The sequence below is a fragment of the Blautia sp. ZXY-1-B12 genome (assembly GCF_056339915.1).
This window is the reverse complement of sequence record NZ_JBWJVP010000168.1, coordinates 15,682-34,785: the sequence shown is the minus strand read 5'-3', so window position 1 is coordinate 34,785 and position 19,104 is coordinate 15,682. Positions and strand designations below refer to the sequence as shown.

The 19,104-nt window shown below is 40.2% G+C and carries 20 protein-coding genes, 1 pseudogene and 1 riboswitch; of the genes and pseudogenes, 8 read left to right on the top strand and 13 right to left on the bottom strand.

Features of this window, described 5'->3' with window-relative positions:
- Positions 1-98: 98 nt before the first annotated feature.
- Positions 99-192: riboswitch (cyclic di-GMP riboswitch) on the bottom strand.
- A gap of 162 nt (positions 193-354) precedes the next feature.
- Positions 355-1,698: an MATE family efflux transporter gene (locus AC075L_RS09200; protein WP_025580637.1), complete on the bottom strand. Its 1,344-nt coding sequence runs from the start codon at positions 1,696-1,698 to the stop codon at positions 355-357.
- Between the two features lie 218 nt (positions 1,699-1,916).
- On the opposite strand from AC075L_RS09200, the pseudogene AC075L_RS09195 reads away from it, so the two are divergent.
- Positions 1,917-2,376, top strand: a pseudogene (locus AC075L_RS09195) (Lrp/AsnC family transcriptional regulator).
- A 143-nt stretch (positions 2,377-2,519) separates the two neighbouring features.
- The gene (locus AC075L_RS09190; protein WP_082433126.1) at positions 2,520-2,831 is read left to right on the top strand and encodes a helix-turn-helix domain-containing protein; all 312 of its coding nucleotides are present in this window, start codon (positions 2,520-2,522) and stop codon (positions 2,829-2,831) included.
- A 100-nt stretch (positions 2,832-2,931) separates the two neighbouring features.
- Here AC075L_RS09190 and AC075L_RS09185 read toward each other — a convergent pair whose 3' ends face one another.
- Positions 2,932-3,909 (bottom strand): SIR2 family NAD-dependent protein deacylase, encoded by a 978-nt coding sequence (locus AC075L_RS09185; RefSeq protein WP_226839681.1) that lies wholly within the window; start codon positions 3,907-3,909, stop codon positions 2,932-2,934.
- A gap of 48 nt (positions 3,910-3,957) precedes the next feature.
- Positions 3,958-4,857: an SIR2 family NAD-dependent protein deacylase gene (locus AC075L_RS09180; RefSeq protein WP_226839682.1), complete on the bottom strand. Its 900-nt coding sequence runs from the start codon at positions 4,855-4,857 to the stop codon at positions 3,958-3,960.
- Between the two features lie 150 nt (positions 4,858-5,007).
- Between AC075L_RS09180 and AC075L_RS09175 the strand changes: the two genes are divergently transcribed.
- The 5 genes from AC075L_RS09175 to AC075L_RS09155 all read left to right on the top strand — a co-directional run bounded on the left by AC075L_RS09175 (position 5,008) and on the right by AC075L_RS09155 (position 7,243).
- Positions 5,008-5,445, top strand: a complete 438-nt coding sequence (locus tag AC075L_RS09175; RefSeq protein WP_055052657.1) for an Rrf2 family transcriptional regulator — start codon at positions 5,008-5,010, stop codon at positions 5,443-5,445.
- 89 nt (positions 5,446-5,534) lie between these two features.
- Positions 5,535-5,858: a hypothetical protein gene (locus tag AC075L_RS09170; protein ID WP_070102108.1), complete on the top strand. Its 324-nt coding sequence runs from the start codon at positions 5,535-5,537 to the stop codon at positions 5,856-5,858.
- A 111-nt stretch (positions 5,859-5,969) separates the two neighbouring features.
- Positions 5,970-6,242 carry a type II toxin-antitoxin system RelB/DinJ family antitoxin gene (locus AC075L_RS09165; protein WP_055199534.1) on the top strand — a complete coding sequence of 91 codons (273 nt, stop codon included), beginning with the start codon at positions 5,970-5,972 and terminating at the stop codon, positions 6,240-6,242.
- Positions 6,239-6,520: a type II toxin-antitoxin system YafQ family toxin gene (locus AC075L_RS09160; protein WP_055199533.1), complete on the top strand. Its 282-nt coding sequence runs from the start codon at positions 6,239-6,241 to the stop codon at positions 6,518-6,520. The genes AC075L_RS09165 and AC075L_RS09160 overlap by 4 nt, the downstream gene beginning before the upstream one ends.
- 372 nt (positions 6,521-6,892) lie before the next feature.
- Complete coding sequence (locus tag AC075L_RS09155) at positions 6,893-7,243, top strand: hypothetical protein (RefSeq protein ID WP_226824580.1); 351 nt, start codon at positions 6,893-6,895, stop codon at positions 7,241-7,243.
- 72 nt (positions 7,244-7,315) lie between these two features.
- On the opposite strand, the gene AC075L_RS09150 is transcribed toward AC075L_RS09155, so the two are convergent.
- The 9 genes from AC075L_RS09150 to AC075L_RS09110 all read right to left on the bottom strand — a co-directional run bounded on the left by AC075L_RS09150 (position 7,316) and on the right by AC075L_RS09110 (position 15,524).
- Positions 7,316-7,498, bottom strand: coding sequence for a DUF6199 family natural product biosynthesis protein (locus AC075L_RS09150; RefSeq protein ID WP_330598872.1), 183 nt, complete (start codon positions 7,496-7,498; stop codon positions 7,316-7,318).
- Positions 7,499-7,557: 59 nt separating this feature from the next.
- Positions 7,558-7,941 (bottom strand): GNAT family N-acetyltransferase, encoded by a 384-nt coding sequence (locus tag AC075L_RS09145; RefSeq protein ID WP_118565992.1) that lies wholly within the window; start codon positions 7,939-7,941, stop codon positions 7,558-7,560.
- Positions 7,942-8,344: 403 nt separating this feature from the next.
- Positions 8,345-10,789 (bottom strand): ABC transporter permease, encoded by a 2,445-nt coding sequence (locus AC075L_RS09140; protein WP_055199532.1) that lies wholly within the window; start codon positions 10,787-10,789, stop codon positions 8,345-8,347.
- Entirely contained in the window at positions 10,786-11,460 is a 675-nt protein-coding gene (locus tag AC075L_RS09135; protein WP_006426335.1) for an ABC transporter ATP-binding protein, read from the bottom strand. The genes AC075L_RS09140 and AC075L_RS09135 overlap by 4 nt, the downstream gene beginning before the upstream one ends.
- Before the next feature lie 177 nt (positions 11,461-11,637).
- Positions 11,638-12,903, bottom strand: coding sequence for a sensor histidine kinase (locus tag AC075L_RS09130; RefSeq protein ID WP_008706583.1), 1,266 nt, complete (start codon positions 12,901-12,903; stop codon positions 11,638-11,640).
- Positions 12,879-13,568 carry a response regulator transcription factor gene (locus AC075L_RS09125; protein ID WP_008120506.1) on the bottom strand — a complete coding sequence of 230 codons (690 nt, stop codon included), beginning with the start codon at positions 13,566-13,568 and terminating at the stop codon, positions 12,879-12,881. The genes AC075L_RS09130 and AC075L_RS09125 overlap by 25 nt, the downstream gene beginning before the upstream one ends.
- 17 nt (positions 13,569-13,585) lie before the next feature.
- Positions 13,586-13,828: a tRNA (uracil-5-)-methyltransferase gene (locus AC075L_RS09120; RefSeq protein ID WP_349080802.1), complete on the bottom strand. Its 243-nt coding sequence runs from the start codon at positions 13,826-13,828 to the stop codon at positions 13,586-13,588.
- 26 nt (positions 13,829-13,854) lie between these two features.
- Positions 13,855-15,234 (bottom strand): 23S rRNA (uracil(1939)-C(5))-methyltransferase RlmD, encoded by a 1,380-nt coding sequence (gene rlmD / locus AC075L_RS09115; protein WP_476387553.1) that lies wholly within the window; start codon positions 15,232-15,234, stop codon positions 13,855-13,857.
- A gap of 68 nt (positions 15,235-15,302) precedes the next feature.
- Positions 15,303-15,524 (bottom strand): hypothetical protein, encoded by a 222-nt coding sequence (locus tag AC075L_RS09110; protein WP_008706577.1) that lies wholly within the window; start codon positions 15,522-15,524, stop codon positions 15,303-15,305.
- 327 nt (positions 15,525-15,851) lie between these two features.
- Between AC075L_RS09110 and AC075L_RS09105 the strand changes: the two genes are divergently transcribed.
- Positions 15,852-16,535 (top strand): YjjG family noncanonical pyrimidine nucleotidase, encoded by a 684-nt coding sequence (locus AC075L_RS09105; protein ID WP_118614985.1) that lies wholly within the window; start codon positions 15,852-15,854, stop codon positions 16,533-16,535.
- A gap of 133 nt (positions 16,536-16,668) precedes the next feature.
- Here the strand turns inward: AC075L_RS09105 and pcrA are convergent, their stop codons facing one another.
- Positions 16,669-18,903 (bottom strand): DNA helicase PcrA, encoded by a 2,235-nt coding sequence (gene pcrA / locus AC075L_RS09100; protein ID WP_118614982.1) that lies wholly within the window; start codon positions 18,901-18,903, stop codon positions 16,669-16,671.
- Between the last annotated feature and the right edge of the window lie 201 nt (positions 18,904-19,104).

Below are 19,104 nucleotides of genomic sequence, written 5' to 3'. Positions count from 1 at the left end.
ATCCGCTTGAAGACAAAAAAAAGTTCCTTGTAAAAAATTTTACAGGAACTTTTTCCATAATGCCCATTTAACATTTACCTTTTTTTATTACTGAGGCATGATGCAACCGGCTGGCATGGCCAGATTTCAATCTGACTTTAGCTCCTTCTGGCTTTGCGCCCCGGCTTTTCAACCGGTTTGCCAATAAATGCCATAAAAAATTATTTTTATTATAGCACTCATACTATATCATGTCTATAAGAAAATATGTTACTGTTCACAGCAACACGCTTCGCAGGATATTGCCAGTGAACAGTAACGAAAATATACCTCTTAACATACAAATCCAGCTTCCCATCAAAACTTAAGAGAAATTTACCGGAATGAAACTCCTTCATCAACCGGCCATGATTTTCTAAGTGCCCCATAGGAGATCAGAAAATTCGCAAGCCATCCGGCCGGTACAGCAAGCCAGACAAATGCAATTCCATAACGCGGTGCAAAAATCAAGGCAACTGACAGCCGAATGGCAAGGTTTACCATATTGGCAATGAGAAACGGCCGCATAATTCCAAGTCCACGAAGAACTCCATCTGTTGCCATCTTAATACCCATAAAAATAAAGAAATATCCCAGCCATTTCATATAATCCCCGGACACCTGATATGCCAGAGCGGTTCCATCTTTTCCAAGGAATAAGGAAGAAATTGGGGTGTGCAGTGTTTCAATGACTATGAAAGCAAGGACTGCGAAACACAGATCTAACACCAGTGCAGCGTGATATCCTTTTTTAATACGTTCAATTTTCTTTGCTCCAAGATTCTGGGAAACATAGGGCGAAACCGCATTTCCAATGGATACAAATATCAGTGAAAAAACATTCTCTACTCTCATGGTTGCCGCATAACCTGCCAGCGCCTGTGTACCGAAGGGATTTACAACCGCCTGTACGATCATCATACCAATTGACACTGTGGATTGCTGAAGAACCGATGGTACTGCAATACGAAGCATGGAATGTAACTCCTGCCTGTCAAACCAGTTAAAGCGGCTTTTATATCGACGCATCCGGTTAAAGAAAATCAAAAGCGAAAACACTGCGGAAATCCCCTGCGCAATGAGAGTTGCAAGGGCGGCACCGAACACACCCAGCCCTAAACCTGCCACCATCCAAAGATCCATAACAATATTCAAAACAGAAGAAAATATCAAAAGGCCCAGCGGAATCTTCGATTCACCGATGGAATTGAACATCGTTGAAAGGATATTGTACATAAACAGAAAGGGAAATCCCACAAAATAAACACGCAGATACAGTACCGCTTCATCCAGTATGTCAGCAGGTGTTTGTAATAAACTCATCATAAAATGAGAAAAAACAAAGCCAAAAACCCCCAGAAGTATACTCAGAATCAGAAAACTGATCAACGATGTTGACACAATTGTTTTCATTTTGCTATAATTCTGAGCTCCAAAATAGCGGCTCACAAGTACACCTGCTCCTACACCGGCTCCCAAAGCCACACAGATGAAAACATTGGTCAAAGCGGCACAGGCTCCAACTGCCGCAAGTGCAGAGGATCCCACAAACTGACCTACGATAATGGAATCAGCCATATTATATACTTGTTGAAAGAAGCTGCCCAGAATCATAGGCATTGCAAAAACAGTCAGTGCTTTAAGAGGGGCATCTGTGATTAAATATTCATCTTTTGACATTCTCATTTTCCTCCATCAATTCCTGCTTTTTATCCGAAATCACGATTGTATTTTCAAAATGTAAGTTTAAGATTTCGTTACGCAACAATTATATGTAGTTACAGCAAATAAGTCAAGCTGCTGTTTACTTTTAGTAATATAAATGATATGATATTTGATATTGAAAAAAGCTGCTATCAGATGGATATTATTTTATATTATTTTACAGGAGGGAACTTATGTACCTGGACGGTTTAGATGAGCTGGATCAGAAGATTATCCGGCTGCTTATAGAAAACGCACGTATCTCTTACTCTGATATCGGTGAAGAAACCGGTATTTCCAGAGTGGCAGTAAAAGCCCGTATCCAGGCTTTGGAGAAAAGAGGCGTAATCGAAGAATATACAACAATTATTAATCCGCAAAAAATCAGTGGGGCTGTATCATGCTATTTTGAAATTGAAACAAAACCGGAGTACCTGGCGCAGGTGACAGATATATATGTACAAAAATGATACAGTCACACAGATTTACCGTGTCACAGGAAGAGACAGGCTTCATATACATGCCGTTGCTTCATCCGGTGATGAAATGGAATACTTCCTGCACAATGTCATTGATACACTGCCTGGCATTATCAGCTGCAGTTGCAATATGATCTTATCACGCATTAAAGATATTAAAGGATTACGGCTATAAAAGTCAGAAGCTGCAACCAACCTTGATCCATACAGTCATGTCACCCTGCCAAAGTGAATTAAATATAACGCTCCCAGCCACTTTTTGACTTCAACAGTTTGCTCTTCCTGAAACGCCTCGCAGCTTTTCAAAATAACAATAAAATGCCCATTTTTCGTACACGGGAACATATCCTAAAACGCCACTATACTATTGAAGAGTTGTCAAAGCAGTATCTGATGAACACCACTACTTTGAAATCCGTTTTCAAAGCAGTCTATGGAATGCCCATCGCTTCTTACATGAAAGAATACCGTATGAAGTTGGCATCGAATATGCTGTTGCAGGAAGATAAATCTATTTCGGGAATTGCCGCCGCTGTGGGATATAAAAACCAAAGTAAATTTACATCGGCTTTCCGAGATATATTTCAGATATTACCTACTGCATATCAGAAACTGTATCGTAATCAATAATTTTAATACAAAACTGCACCCACAATATCCCTGAGTGCAGTTTTGTATCAATCAATATTCTAATGTTTCTCCATCAAGTGGAATATCAAGAACAAGCATCCTATACAAATGCACTTTCCTCTTTTGCTTTCCGCAAATCTTTTAACACTGTTCCTATATCTCCCAAAATAGCAATTCCCTTATCTTCAATGAATTCCGGCAAAAACTGATATTCTGAATTTACGGAAATATAATATGCATCTTTCAAACTGTTTGTCAGTTCCCAAAACGGTTCCTGTATAAACATCGGTGTCATGCGCCCTACTCCAAGTTCTATCAAGAGAATTTTTCTATCTTTGTTCTTTTGAATGTATTTTGAGATTTTCTCATATTCTTCTTCGTATTTTTTCCCTTGCAGAAAATTCCCATATCCTCTTACCCACGGAAACATTTCCGCACCACAATGAGGGCAGCGAGGAATCAGTTCATCCGGCACCATTGTCCCCTCTCCCATAGCCGCAATCATATCTGCCACAGGTTGTACGGCATCCCATGTTTCATCCTGACAGCACTGGGAACACTGGAAGAAACGATGATCTCCCTGAATCTCACTGACCTTTTCTTCCGGATAAATCTTTACAAACTGTGTATCCTGATTAGTCGTTAAGATATGAAAGTCCTTTCCCTGCAAGATTCTATCCAAATCCAGATATGGATCTCTGATAGGGGCATTTTGTGTAGCATTTAAAAAGGTTGCCACATATCCCCAGTGTTCATTTCTTGTAGAAAACCGATGCATCATGCCGCTAAAAGCACCTTTGAATCCATACTTATCTGCAAATTTTCCAAAATGCTCACGAAAAGAAGGGGTATCACTATAATAAAAGTCACCACCTCCAGCCGCTGATAAACCGGATGCTCCGCCTACTATGATACACTCTGCCTCCTGCACTCTGCGAACAAATTCCTGAATCTGTTCCTCATAAGAAAGTGGTTTTTGTTTGCTCAACACTACAGCAGTACCGCCGGATGCATAGGTACTATAGTGTCTGGAATAGTTCATTTGTGTTTTCATTACCAAATTTTCATAACAGCTCATTTTTTTCATTCTCCTATCTCACAACTGTAATATCTTTAACCACCTTACTTAGTCTATCCTTCCCTTTCTGATTTCCTTTAACGCTACCGTAAGATTACCATCCACACCGATGGATTTTTCTTTGATTTCCTCTGGAATGTAAATTTCGCCCTTATTAAATGTGATATATCTTGCCTGTGGTTCTACTGCTGCAAGCTGCATCAAAGGAGCTTTAATCATCTGATTTCTCCAACCAATGCCAAATTCCAGAATTACCAGCTTCTTTCCATGTAAATTCTGAATAAATTCTTGATAACGGGCAGCCTTTTCTTTCCAATTTTTCGTTTCTGTAAACGAGGACATCTCACCCCAATTTACTTCCATATCTCCACCGCATTTTGGACATTTCGGCAGTAACTCTTTGGGTACTCTTCCGTTTACTTCCTCTTCTGTCATGGCGAGAACTGCTTTTTGATTAGGATAGACCTCATCATGACATCTGTTCTTGCACCGCATCTGGGTTAATTTCCCTTCCATTTCAAAAACACGGTCTGCCTCAAAACCTGCCGGCACAAAATGATCCTCCGCATTGGAAGTTACTACGAAATATTCTTTATCTTTTACTAGTGCATAGATGTTTTTCATAATCTCACTCGGCTCATCCTGCATAGCTTTTGCCTTAACAAGTCTGCTTACAAACGCCCACTTTTCTTCTACCTTCATTGGCACTGAAAATCCGTGTAAAACACAACGCAGTCCGTATTTTTCTCTGAAATCTCCCATATTTTTCTGAAACCATGCGTCATCTGCAAAAATATTATATCCCTCTGCGATAGACAAACCATTACTGGCTCCAATCAAAATACCATCTGCTTCTTTGATGATTTGACTTATCTCTTGATATACATTCATCTTCATCACATTTCCTTTCCCGCCAGAAAACTGACTTGTTCCTCCTTTTGCATACACCACTTTATCTCCTTTTTTATATCAGATTCCACACTTTTTATTTTGCTTGACTTTTATTTTTTTACTTGTTAAAATTAAATTTACATCAAGCATTAAAGTCATATTATCATGTAAGTTTAAAAATTGCAAGAAGAAAATTCGAGGTGACAAATGAAATATTCCACAAAGCTTAGTGACACCATTCATATTCTTATATTTATTGCTCTTGGAGATGACGAACAACTCTCCAGCACAAAAATCGCAGAAAGTATCAAGACAAACCCGGCTTATGTCAGACAGCTTATGGCAACCCTGAAAAATGCAGGCATTGTTGTCAACACACAAGGTCATGCGAATGCCGCTCTTGCAAAATCGGCAGATAAAATCAATATGTATGACATCTACCGAGCCGTAGAGGGCGATAAGCCGCTGCTTCACCTGGACACAGATACCAATCCGGATTGTGGAATCGGTATCAACATTCAATTCGCTATTGGGGACTTCTATCATGAAATTCAAAATATGGTAGATGAAAAAATGAAATCCATTACATTGCAGGATATTATTGATCGGTATTATTTTAAAATCAGGAAAGTTAAAAGTCTTTAACTAATCAAGAGTAGCAAGCACTGCCTGTGTCATGACACAGGCGAAATCCCCCACACTTTCCTATCGTCTGTGTGGTTAAATTTCCATACATGGATAACTATAACTACCACAAAGGTATGAATGTAATCATTCAGGAATTAAAGGATCTGTTAAAGACAAAAAGCATTGGCACTGACTCTGACCAGACATTATTGCTAGATTTTCAGGTAGCCCTTGGAACCATTTATCTGATGACTGCCAATCTTCCGCAAGCCAAAACATATTTTAAAAGAGCTTTCAAAATATATGAAAAGATCTGGGCTGATGAACCGGAAATGATTGAGGCAAAATATCAGGAAATCCAAGAATTATATCCACAGGTTGGTTTCTTTCTTGGACAACAGATATCAAGTTTTTTTACAAAACAGGCATAATTTGGGGGAGAAAGTATTTATTTCAGTTTTTCATATATATCTTATATAATGACAATGTGTTGACATTAGGCACATATTTGAATATACTATACTTGAATGGAGGTGTTCTGTATGGCAACAACTAATTTAAATATTCGTATAGACAAGGCAATCAAGGACCAGGCGGAGGAAATCTTCAATGAGCTTGGTCTGAATATGACAACTGCTGTAAACATGTTCCTGAGAACCGCTATCCGTGAGCATGGTATTCCTTTTGAATTAAAACTGGAAGTACCGAATGATACAACAGCCACTGCCATTGAGGAAGGCAGAAAAATGATGAAGGATCCTTCTGCTCCGCGTTATTCCAGTATGGATGCACTTAAGGCAGCTCTCGACGTATGAAATACGACATTCAGTTTACCAATCAGTTTAAAAAGGATTTGAAGCTTGCCAAAAAGCAAAATAAAAATCTTGATAAGCTGTTTGAGGTAATCGGTATTCTGGCGAATGGCGGTACGCTGGATGCAAAATACAGGGATCATGACCTTACAGGAAACTACAAAGGCACGCGTGAGTGTCACATCGAACCGGACTGGCTGCTTATTTATGAGATTTGTGGAGATGTTCTTGTTTTGATGCTTTATCGCCTTGGTTCACATTCTGAGCTGTTTAAGAAATAAGTACAAATCGGGAATTTGGAAAGGGATGCACTGCCATGCTGAGAAAGTTGAATTGTTTTTTAAACATCGTTATTGGTTCATCAATAGGAGTTTTCATTGGATTCGGAATTTATAAGTTCTGGCACTTTAAAACCTACCCAAATTTATATGCCATACAGTCTGCACCGTGGTACACAGAGCTGCTGTTGGATGGTGCCTTGGTGGCTGTTGTGGTGGTCGTATGTATTATCCTAAAGCTGATTATTTGGAAAAAGTCAAAGTCATAACTTCCAATTGAACAAAATCGCTGCGCGATGGCCTGTCAAGGCTATGGCGCAGTTTTTCTTTACACTTTAATAAAAAAGCAGTGGAAACCAAGTCCTACAAGTAGTATTGTTAAGTCACCACAACCAACAATCAAACAGGATCGACATCCCCACTGCCTATGAAAAGAATACCATTGAGCTGCCTTTCTGGCAAGCAGTTTTATTATGCTATGATGAGATTGCCGACGAGATCTTCAAACTCCGGGAACAGCGAGAAAAATGTACGGTTGACACTGCCGCCAGAGACGCACAGATTGCCCGCATCAACGAGCTGCAGGATTTTATCAAGCAGCAACCCGCACACCTGGAAGCCTTCGACGAGGCCTTGGTAAAGCGCTGGCTTGAGCGAATCATCGTCTGGGAGAACCACTTCACCGTGGAGCTAAAATCCGGACTGAAAATTGATATTGAAAGATAATCCCACAGACGCACGAAACCCTCTCGACCATGATGGCCGGGAGGGTATTTTCTATTCTGCAAACCGGAATTATCACTCCAAAATAAATGGAAGCATAATTATAATAATTCCAAATAGGGCAAATAAAGCACCACCGATTTTTGTGGCTTTCAAATAGAACTCAGATGGTTCATCTGCACGATAAGATTTCCATTCTTCTGTTAATTTCCATATTAAGCCCGGCTTTAAGAAGATAAACATACCTAACGCAAAGATTATGATTCCGCCCCCAATAGACCATCACATATTTGCCATCTCCTTTATCAAATATAAATTTACCGAATAACCTTTTCAAACCGAAACATTCCGTCCGGAAACTGCTCGTCCTGCTTTTCAGCATTCATTTCCGGATCATTGGGGTCTTGGTGATATTTGTCAAAGAACTCTACGATGCGAAAACCACATCTGTTCACATAAAAATGGATATTCCGCTGCTCGAAATAGGGCGTTACGGTTTCCCAAACTTTCACTTCTGGATGTAACTTCTCAACTTCGCACCATGCAGCATACCCGATGCCTTTGCTATGAACTGATGGCGCAACGAAAAGAAGATCAAGGTCGCCTTTTTCACCCTCGACTTTAATCACAACACCGCCTACTTTTTTGCCATCAAGTACAATGCGGTAAGCTTCACCATCGTCAATGGACTGCTCAATCATTTCTCGTGATATAATCTGTCCATCTTTCTCGGACGTCCTTGTTTTCCAGTATTTTCAGGAGGTAATAAAGGTTCAATGCGAAGCCATTCTTCATCAGTCAACTCATATCGTCTCAACATAGTGAACACCCCTTTTTCTTTATTTTATCATGAAAAAGGGAAATAAAACATGCGTTTTGTGCAATTTTTATTTTTCAGACACGCTCTAGCAAGGGATTTTTCCCTTGAACCCATCATTTATGATATATGGTGGCGCTTTTCGCCCCCAAATAGTGAAAGTGGGGGCACTTTCTGCCCCCACTCAGGAAATGTTGCTAAAATACTGTTTAGATTTATCATACATACAAAATGGAAGTTATCTATTTCTCCTCTTCGTTAAGACCTAGTTCATTACATACTACTTGCTATCCCTGATACCTTATTCTTTCTACCAGCGTTTCCTTTTTCAGATTACTGCTTAAAACGCAGGAAAGTACAATCTGCAACAGACCGACCAAAAAAATCATAATAAAAATTGGTACGATTGGAACATGATAGATATTCATTCCAAATATTCCATTATGTTTTGCATAGGAAAAAAGTGCATAGCCGAGCGGCAGACCAATGATCAAAGCTACGCATATGGTACCAACCGTAAACATCAGTCCCTGTAACTGCAGGCATGAATTTAATTGTTTATTTGTCATACCCACAGCCTGTAATATACCATATTCCTGCTTTTTTGTCGTAATATTCATGATCATGGTATTCGCCATATTCATAAACCCGATGAGTCCTACAATAGCCATAAACAGATAACAGCCAAGCTTCATCATGCTGCTTGCAAATTCGGCAGATTGTAACTGCGCATGATAAGTATCCATTTTTATATGCGAAGTATTAGAAATCAAAGTATTCAGACTTTGTTCTACAGATGCCACATCTTTTTTATCACAGTCCACCCACAGATAGCCATAGGCTGTTCCCCTCGGATTCATGGAACGATATACACCTTCCGGAATGACAAGATAAGTGTCCGCACTTACAAAAGATCCTGCAATCTTTCCCTGATAGGTATAGGTTCCACTTCCATTCTCAAAGTCAAATGCAATGGATTCACCCGGAGCATATCCATCTTGTTCCATCCACGTTGACCAGCCAAAGAAAATATCACCATTCTTTACCGCCTGATCATAGTCCATAGAGCCAATATCCCCTTCTTGGCGCATAAAATCAAAATCCTTTTTACTCACAATATCAACCGGAAATCTTGTTCCGTTCAGATTTACAGAGACAATCTCTCTCGTCATGACATCTGTTACTCCCGGAATGCTTTTGATTTCTTCAATCAGCGAATCATTCAATGGATCATCCGTCAGAATCGTATCCAGATTATTCTCCGGATATCTTTCATCATACTCAGCAGAATAGTCAAGCTGCAGTTCAAATTGTCCATGATTAACGGAAAGACGTGCTTCATGCTCCGTGTCAATATTTCCCACATAATTAGAGATAATCACAAACAATACGCAAGAAAAACCCATTGTGAGGATAGTACCAATAGTTCTTTTGGGATTACCCGTTACATTTGCCATTGCCATAGAAAACACGGTGACATTTTTTCTGCCATTTCGTTTTCCTTTTTTTTGTGTTTCTGCATTTTCTAAATACCGTGTTGCTTCGATAGGTGAAATCCGTGAAACAATTTTCATTGGTTTACGCAGCGCCAAAGCAACGGTAAAAAATGACACGAAAATACATAGAAGCATAACAGGCAGGGAAAACAGTGGCATCTGCCGATTTTGGACTCCCATAGAGCCAGTTCCGGTTGATACAAGGTTTCCCTGTTCTACCAGCCAGTTAAAACCGCATTTTGCAATCAGAAAACCAAGAAGCAATCCAACTGGTATTGAAGAAATTGTCAAAAACATACCCTCTCTGAAGATCAGTTGTTTCATCTGCTTTTTTGTCGCTCCCAGAGCCTTGATTTTTCCATACTCCTGTATCTTGTTGGCAATACCGACCTGAAAAATATTATAAATGACCACAACAGAGAAAAGTACAATTGCAAGAATCAAAACCCCACATACCGCAATCATTTCATAACTCGGCTGCAAGACCCATTGCAAATAGAGATCATTGACTATAACGTTTTTTTCTTCGATCCCACAAGCTGCTGCAATCTGCTTTATAACCGAATCAATATTATTCATAGATACATTTGAAGAATCATTTAAAGTAAAATAAATATTATACTGTCTGTCATTCTCTGCGACGTGCTCATCATAAAACTCCTGTGACCCGAAAGCAACATAAGATGCCTCGATGGTATACTCATCCCGATCATATAGGATTCCGCTGACAACAAATTCTTCCGGCTTATATTCTGACTGCATCCCTGCGCGGTAATCCAGTGTAACCGTATCTCCGATCTTTACATCACCATACCCCATTGCACGAAAAAATGCTCTTCCTGCGGCAATTTCCTGCATTTTTTCCGGATACTTTCCTTCCTTCAACTCATATTCTTTATTATAAGGAAGCATTTTTCTTGCAGTCTCATCCATGCAGACAAACCCGCCTTTTTCATTGCCTTTTATGATACCTTCGGTGCACATAGTGCCTGTAGCATCTATTTCCGCACGGCGGTTTACTTCTTTTAACTGCGATCCGTCTGCGGAAACAAACAGACCATAATTGCTTCCATATGATCCTGCCGCCTGACTTTTCTGTAAATGAATTACCCCATTTCCCACAGTACTGATGATAACAAGCAGCATCGTGGTCAGACAGATTGCCATCATGATCAGTATACTTCTTGTCCTGTTCTTTTTGTCATTGCTATATGCAATCCTGCTTATTGTCTTCATCTGAAATCCACCACCTGTCCATCCTCAATTACCAGAATACGATCAGCGACCTGTGCAATTTCGTCATCATGGGTAATCATTACAATTGTCTGTCCATATTTTTTTGCTGTCATCTTAAGCAGAGCGATTACCTCATCACTGGTCTTAGAATCAAGATTTCCTGTCGGCTCATCTGCAAATATAATTTCCGGACGATTCACCAGTGCTCTTGCAATTGCTACTCTCTGCTGCTGTCCTCCGGATAACTGATTTGGCAGATTATAAATCCGGTTTTCAATCCCCAGAGTTGCAATAATATCATTTACATACGCTTCATCCACTTTTCTTCCATCCAGCCCCAGTGGCAGTACAATATTTTCCCAGACATTAACAGATGAAACCAGATTAAATGCCTGAAAAACAAATCCGATTTTTCTTCTGCGGAAAACAGCAAGGGCATCTTCCTTCATCCTGTATAAATCTTTCCCTGCTAAAGTAACACTGCCTTTTGTCGGGGTGTCTAGCCCTCCAAGCATATGAAGTAATGTACTTTTACCGGAACCTGACTTTCCAACAATTGCGACAAATTCTCCCTGCTCAATCTGAATGTCCACCTGATTGACCGCTTTGACCTGATTCTCACCTGCGCCATAAAACTTACAAAGCTGCTTGGTTTCTAATATCACACTCATGTGTTGCCTCCTTTTCAATTCTGTAAAGCGTACCTTTTCAGCACGCTTTCTTTGCCTGTTTATATATTTGGTCATTTTTCAACCTACATCCAAATTGTATCAGGACAATCTTTCATTTCACTTTCAAAAAACGAGCAGAAATCTTACAGAATTGTAAGATTTCTGCTCACTTAAAATTTAACCAACATATGGTAATTGAATCACAAACGTGCTTCCTTTTTTCTTTTTGCCGGAGGTTACCGTAATTGTACCTGCGTGTTTTTCGATAATCTCTCTCGATAGAAAAAGTCCGATTCCTGTACCACTCTTTTCCATGACCTCCTTGGAACTTCCTCTGTAAAATCGTTGAAAAATTTTGTGATACTCATTCTGCGGAATACCAATTCCCTGATCCTCAATTTCCATTCTTACAAGATCGTTTCTTTTTTGTAACCGGATAAATATTTTTGAACCACACGGACTGTACTTGACCGCATTATCCAGAACGTTGATCACAGCTTCACCAAGCCACCTTTTATCCTGCATAATCGTGCATGTTTCCAGCTCTTTTTCATAGTCAAAAACGAATTCAATTTCTTTCTCATCCGCTTTAGGATAAGTACGGTTCACAGCAGATATGACAGTATCCATAAGCGGAAGTTTTTTCTTATTAATCTGAATCAGTCCAGTTTCCATCTTGGATATTTCAAGAAGCGACTGCAATAATGTCTCCAGTCCATCCAGAGCACTCCGACAACGGATACGAAACTCCTCCTGTTCTGTGGCACTTAAGTCATTCTGCATCAGCACACTAAAACATGTATCCAAAGCTGCAACCGGTGTCTTTAACTGGTGAGAAATATCAGAAACCATTTCTTTCGTATTCTCCTTTTCTGCCCTTGCTTCTTCCTTTATCAACTGAATATGATGTCCGATTGCTTCAAGCTGGTCATTCAATTTTTCCAGTTCTGCATGATTTTCCGTTTTCAGTAAATCATCAAATTTATTTTCACGGAATCTGATCAGAATTTCTTCCAACTGGTCTAAAATTTTCTGATGACACGCATCTTCTTTTTTCTTCCAATAAAGTAAAAAAGTCAAAAGAAGCACGCATATCACAGTGCTTACAGCACCGGTTACCATAACCTGATGCCGGAATTGCGAATAAAATGCATTCCCTTTATTCCCCCAGTATCCATATTGCTCCAATAATCGCCTTCCCTGTTCGTTAGTTTCAATATCCTTATCCTTAAGCAATTCCGAAACAGCATCCAGCCCGGAAAATTCTTCCTTTGCAGCAATCTCTGTCATAAGATTCATTTTATATTTATAATCTTCATAAAACACATACGTGGTAAAGCAATTTAATATTGCAAACAATAATATGACAGGTAATACCAAGGAGAGCACTACTGTAATCTTCTTGCGATATCTCTTTGTCACTGCCTTACCTCCTGATTCCATATATACCCAAGGCCTCTGATATTCTTTATATAGACCGGTGCAGCCGGATTGTCTTCGATTTTCTCACGGAGTCTTCTGATATTGACAGCGATTGTATTTTCATCCACAAAATCCCCTTCCAGATCAAACACATTTTCCAATATTTGTGTTTTTGAAAGAATCTGTTTCGGATTCTGAAGAAAAAAAGTCAGCATTTTCAACTCCGTTTTTGTCAGACTGATTTCACGACTCTTTATCAGGACTTTCATTTCTCCTGCGATAAATACGATATCTCCCGAAATCATCTTTCCGGCTTCCGTTTTCTCCTGTCTGCGGCGGAAATGTGCTTCTATTTTCAAAAGAAGTACCGAAAGACTAAACGGCTTTGTAATATAATCATCTGCCCCTGCTTCATATCCCATGACCTGATCCATCTCCTGATCTAGTGCTGTAAGACAAATAATGTATGTATTATAATTGCATCTCATCCACCTTACAAATTCCAGTCCATTCCCATCCGGAAGATTCACATCACAAATGGTAACATCCACATTATTATCACTTGCAATTCTTTTCGCTTTTTTCACTGATTCTGCTGAAAAAACCTCATATCCGGATTTTTTCAGTGAAAATGTAATTCCACGATTTAAATTTTCATCATCTTCAACCACGAGTATACCTGGCATAGCGTCTGCACCTCTCTTTATTTATTCATCTTACAATGCTTCAATGCCTCCACAATTGCACTCTCTTTATCTCCTGGACACTGCGGTTGCCTGCTATCTTCATTTTTAGGTAAATTATAATTCTTTCCAACCTCAATTCCGCATTTTCTCTTTACCTGTGAGATATACAGATTGGAAACCTTCATGCCGGCATTATGTTCAGCCACATACTTCTTTATCTCATCATATGTAGCCTTAGTCTCTGCAGATGTTATATCCATATCATCAAGTTCAATCGTGACATTAATTAATCATCCGGCTTTTGTTTCAGTTGGGACAAAAGAGCAACCGTCTCAACGTGAACAGTCTGACAAAATTGATCAACGCAGCAGGCTTTTTCCAGCTTATATCCTGCCGCCAGAAATGCCGGAAGATCTCTTGCCAGGCTGGTCGCTTTGCAGGAAATATATACAATATGGTCTACCCCATAAGAAAGAATCTTCGGCAATGCTTTGGGATGGATTCCATCCCTTGGCGGATCCAGAATGATCACATCCGGTTTCTCCGTCAGATCATCCAGGACTTTAAGGACATCTCCTGCAATAAATTTGCAATTACTCAGGTTATTCAGTGCTGCATTCTGCTTTGCAGCTTCTACTGCCTCTTCCACAATTTCCACACCTATCACTTCGTCCGCTACGGAGGCTGCAAGCTGGGCGATCGTTCCGGTTCCGCTGTAAAGGTCGAACACTACTTTATCCTTCGTATCTCCGATATACTCACGTACGATAGAATAAAGTACTTCCGCAGCCAGTGAATTAGGCTGAAAAAATGAAAATGTACTGATCCTAAATCGCAGTCCCAGAAGCGTTTCATAAAAGAAATCCTGACCGTAAAGGATACGTGTCTCATCACTCTGCACCACATCAGAAAGAGAATCATTGATAATATGCATGATTCCCACAATTTTACCCTCCAGCGGAAGTGCAAGAAGTTCTTCTTTCAGAGATTCCAGATCATGTTCTTCCTGACTGGTGGTAATCACATGGACCAGAATCTCTCCTGTAGTCACACCGCGGCGGAGAAGCAGATGGCGCAGATATCCTGTATGCTGCATCTTTTTATAATAGGAAACGTTTCGTTTCAGGAAGTATTCATGCACACAAGTCAGGATTTTCGTCATATCTTCATGAACCAGTTGACAGTCATCTGCTGTAAGAATATCATAGGTACTGCCTTTTTTGTGCAGACCCAGCGTCAACGGACCATCCTTATATGCATCACCAAAGGAGAATTCCATTTTATTTCGATATCTGAATTCAATGGGGCTTCCATGAATTCCCTCCCACTGGTAATCAGTGCCGTTCAATGCACCATCCAACAGTTCGCGAACCTGACATTCTTTCATTTTGAGCTGGTTTTCATAGGACATGGTCTGATACATGCATCCTCCACATTCCGGAAAAATGCTACAGACCGGTTCTCTTGTTTCAAGCGGAGACTTCTCCAACACTTCCAGAAGTCTTCCCTCTGCACGTCCGGAACGCTTCTTATTGATCATAAAACGGACTTTCTGTCCAGGCATTCCGTTCTTTACAGTAACTTTTTGTCCGTCTGTTATCACAATTCCCTTATTAGGAAAATCTACTTTCTCAATCACGCCTTCATAAATTTCGCCTTTTTTCATAAATAACCTCCATAAAAATAGCCCCGGTATAAGCCGGAGCTATTCTTTCATTTTCATATTACAGGTAATTATTCTTCTTCATCTTCGAAATAATCATCGAAGTCATCGTCAAAATCCTCTTCAAAATCTTCCAGATAATCCGGAGCAAAGAAATGATATACAGCAAATGCGATACCTGCTACTGCTGCAACTGCGCCAATGATTGCCAGTACCCAGAGGACTGTATTTTTTTCTTTCTCTTCTTCTTTTCTGTTTAATGCTGATAATAATTCTTCAATTTTGATATTCATAATCGCACCATCCTCTCAATAATTCATCAGCTGACACTTAACACTTCTGCCGTCTGCTGTTTAATGAAATTATTATAACACTTTTTCTGTAATTTTACCATAAGATATCTGCATTTATTCTATACTTTTGTTAATTTCTTTATTATAATGATATCAGGGGGTTACTGTTTACACACCACTATCCCGCGATGTGTTTTGGCATGAATATGCCAAAATCCCGAGACATACAAACCAAAATTCCATTGCCGCAGGCAATCTGGAATGAATTTTGCCCCTGACTTAAAAATATGCCGACAGCAACGATCTGATAAGAGAGGATAAATACTTATGGTAGAAACACTTTTTTTTGATCTTGATAATACATTACTTGATTTTAACCGGGCAGAAAGAGCAGCTATCGCAAAAACTCTGAAAAATTTTCACATTGCTCCCGAGCCTTCAGTTCTGAAGCGTTACAGTGAGCTCAACCTCGCCCAGTGGAAGCTCCTTGAACAGGGCAAGATCACCAGAGATCAGGTAAAGCTTCGGAGATTCCGGCTTCTTTTTGCAGAGCTGAATGTGGATGTACCTGCAAAAGAAGCTGCACATACCTATGAAACTCTTCTGGCCCAGGGACACTATTTCATAGATGGTGCAGAAGAATTGCTCGAAACTCTTTACGGTCAATACCGGATGTATCTGGTTACAAACGGTACCTTAAGTGTCCAGAAGGGACGGCTTAAAAGTTCCGGAATCTCCCGTTACTTTGAGGATATTTTTATCTCCGAAGAACTGGGATACAATAAACCGGGCAGGGAATACTTTGACTGCTGCTTCTCCAGAATCCCTGATTTCCATAAGGAAACAGCCGTAATCGTGGGGGACAGCCTGACCTCTGATATCCAGGGCGGCATCAATGCCGGAATCCGCACGATTTGGTTTAATCCCAGCCATGAGAAGACTTCAGAAATCATCCCTGATCATGAATTTGACAGTCTTATGAAACTTCCTGAACTCCTGTCTCATATATAAAGCGGATAAAATCGTTCGCCTTACTGCTTATTGCTTTTCGCAGCCTCCGCAGGTGACTTAAGTCACCTGCCCCAATCGCCCGGCTAACAGACGGCAGGCGTGACTTGCCTGCATCATCATGATTCTGAAATTACTATATTTTTTTCAGCTTTGCAAATCCTGCGAACATTTTCTTTATTCCCACTTTGTCAAAATCAACAGTGACTTCATAATCTCTTCCGCCGTCTACAATGTCTTTGACAATTCCTACACCAAATTTAATGTGGCGGACAGTGTCTCCCACTTCGTAATCCAGTTCAGCAGCCTTCGTCACCTTAAATTCTCTGGGCTTGAATGTTTTCGTCTCAAAAGCCATTTTCATTTTTGCAAGGTTTCTGTCTGCCTGAATCATCTCTTCAATCTTTTTCTTCTTTTCCTGAGCTTCCTGTCCCAGATCCACAAGCTCCCGCGGAATTTCACGTACAAATCTGGATACTTTATTATACTGTACTTCTCCCCGGAGCATTCGCTGTCTGGCACTTGTCAGCGTCAGATCCTCCATAGCTCTTGTGATACCCACATAACAGAGCCTTCTCTCTTCTTCCAGATCAGATCTGTCATCTGATATAATGGACATATAAGACGGAAACATCCCATCTTCCATTCCTGCGAGAAATACTCTCGGAAACTCCAGACCTTTGGCACTATGTAGTGTCATAAGAAGCACATAATCCTGATCCGGATCCACGCTGTCAATGTCTGCGATCAGTGCAATCTCCTCGAGAAAACCTGAAAGTGTGGCAGTCTGTCCCTGTTCTTTCATTGCTTCCTGATAGGATTCTGTCTTGGAAATAAGTTCATCAATATTCTCGATTCTTGCCTTCGATTCATCTGTATCTTCAGCCTGCAGCTCTGCCACATATCCGGTAAGTTCAATCACTTCTTCCAGAAGTTCACGTACTGTATAAGACTCTGCCTTACTCTTTAAACTCTGAATAAAGGTTACAAATCCATCAATCTTTGAAAGGCTTCTTCCAATAGACGGGACCTCCTCTGCCACACGCAAGGCATCATAGAAACTCACACTCATTTTATCCGCATAATCCTGTATTCTGCCAAGAGTTGTGGCTCCGATTCCACGCTTCGGTACATTGATGATACGGCGGACTGCCAGATCATCTCTGGAATTGTCAATTGTCTTCAGATAACATAACAGGTCTTTGATTTCTTTACGCGCATAGAAATTCACACCGCCTACAATCTTGTAAGGGATATTCGCAAGAAGACACTTCTCTTCAAAGAGTCGTGACTGTGCATTGGTCCTGTACAGAACTGCACAGTCTTTATACTTCGCACCATTCTCTCTGTGAGCTCTGGAAATCTCGCCTACCACATACTCTGCTTCCTCATATCCGTTCATGAACTGGCGGAAATGGATTCGTTCCCCCTCCGAATTCTCAGTCCAGAGTGTTTTTGATTTACGTGAGGTATTATTTGCAATCACCGCATTGGCTGCATTCAGAATATTCTTTGTGGAACGGTAATTCTGTTCCAGACGGATAACTTTTGCATCTGGAAAAACATGCTCAAATCCAAGAATATTTCCAATATTTGCACCGCGGAATTTATAGATAGACTGGTCATCATCACCGACTACACAGAGGTTTTCATATTTAGAGGCCAACAGGCTTATAAATTTAAACTGTGCAGTATTGGTATCCTGATACTCATCCACCATGATATATCTGAAACGTTCCTGATAGTTTTCCAGAACATCTCCGCAGTTCTGAAAAAGCTCTACGGTCTTTACGATCAGATCATCAAAATCCAGCGCATTATTTCTGCGCAAAGCAGCCTGATATTCCCGATATACCTCAGCAACCTTCTTTTTAACAAAGTCCCCACCTGCATTCAGTTCCATCTCATCCGGTGTGATCAGTTCATCTTTTGCATGGGAAATCTGTGCCAGAAGAGAACGTTCCTTTGTTTTCTTGGTGTCAATATTCAGTTTTCTGCATACTTCTTTCATCAGAGTTTTCTGATCTTCTGTGTCATAAATAGCAAATCTGGTATCATATCCAAGACGGTCAATATAACGACGCAGAATACGCACACAGGTAGAATGGAATGTGGAAACCCATACGCTCTCAGAACCAAATCCCACTATTTTATCTACACGTTCTCTCATCTCACTGGCTGCTTTATTTGTAAATGTGATAGCCAGAATGTTCCAGGGATTGATTCCCTTTTTATCTATCAGGTAAGCAATGCGGTGGGTAAGTACTCTTGTCTTTCCCGAACCCGCTCCCGCAAGGATCAGCAGTGGACCTTCTGTATGGTAAACCGCTTCCTGCTGCTGAGGATTTAATGTACTATAAATATCGCTCATATTTTCTCCTGTCTTCTTCCTGTACGGTACATTATTTTACAAACAACCATGCTGATCAACAAGTTGATTTCTGCAACAATCTTTCAGATTCAAAATATGTACCGGTTACCGTTTACATCTCTCGAAATATTTTTTGTGCCTGAACAGGCATATATCTTTATGATTATACACAAAAATCTGTTCGCCTACAACTGATTCCTG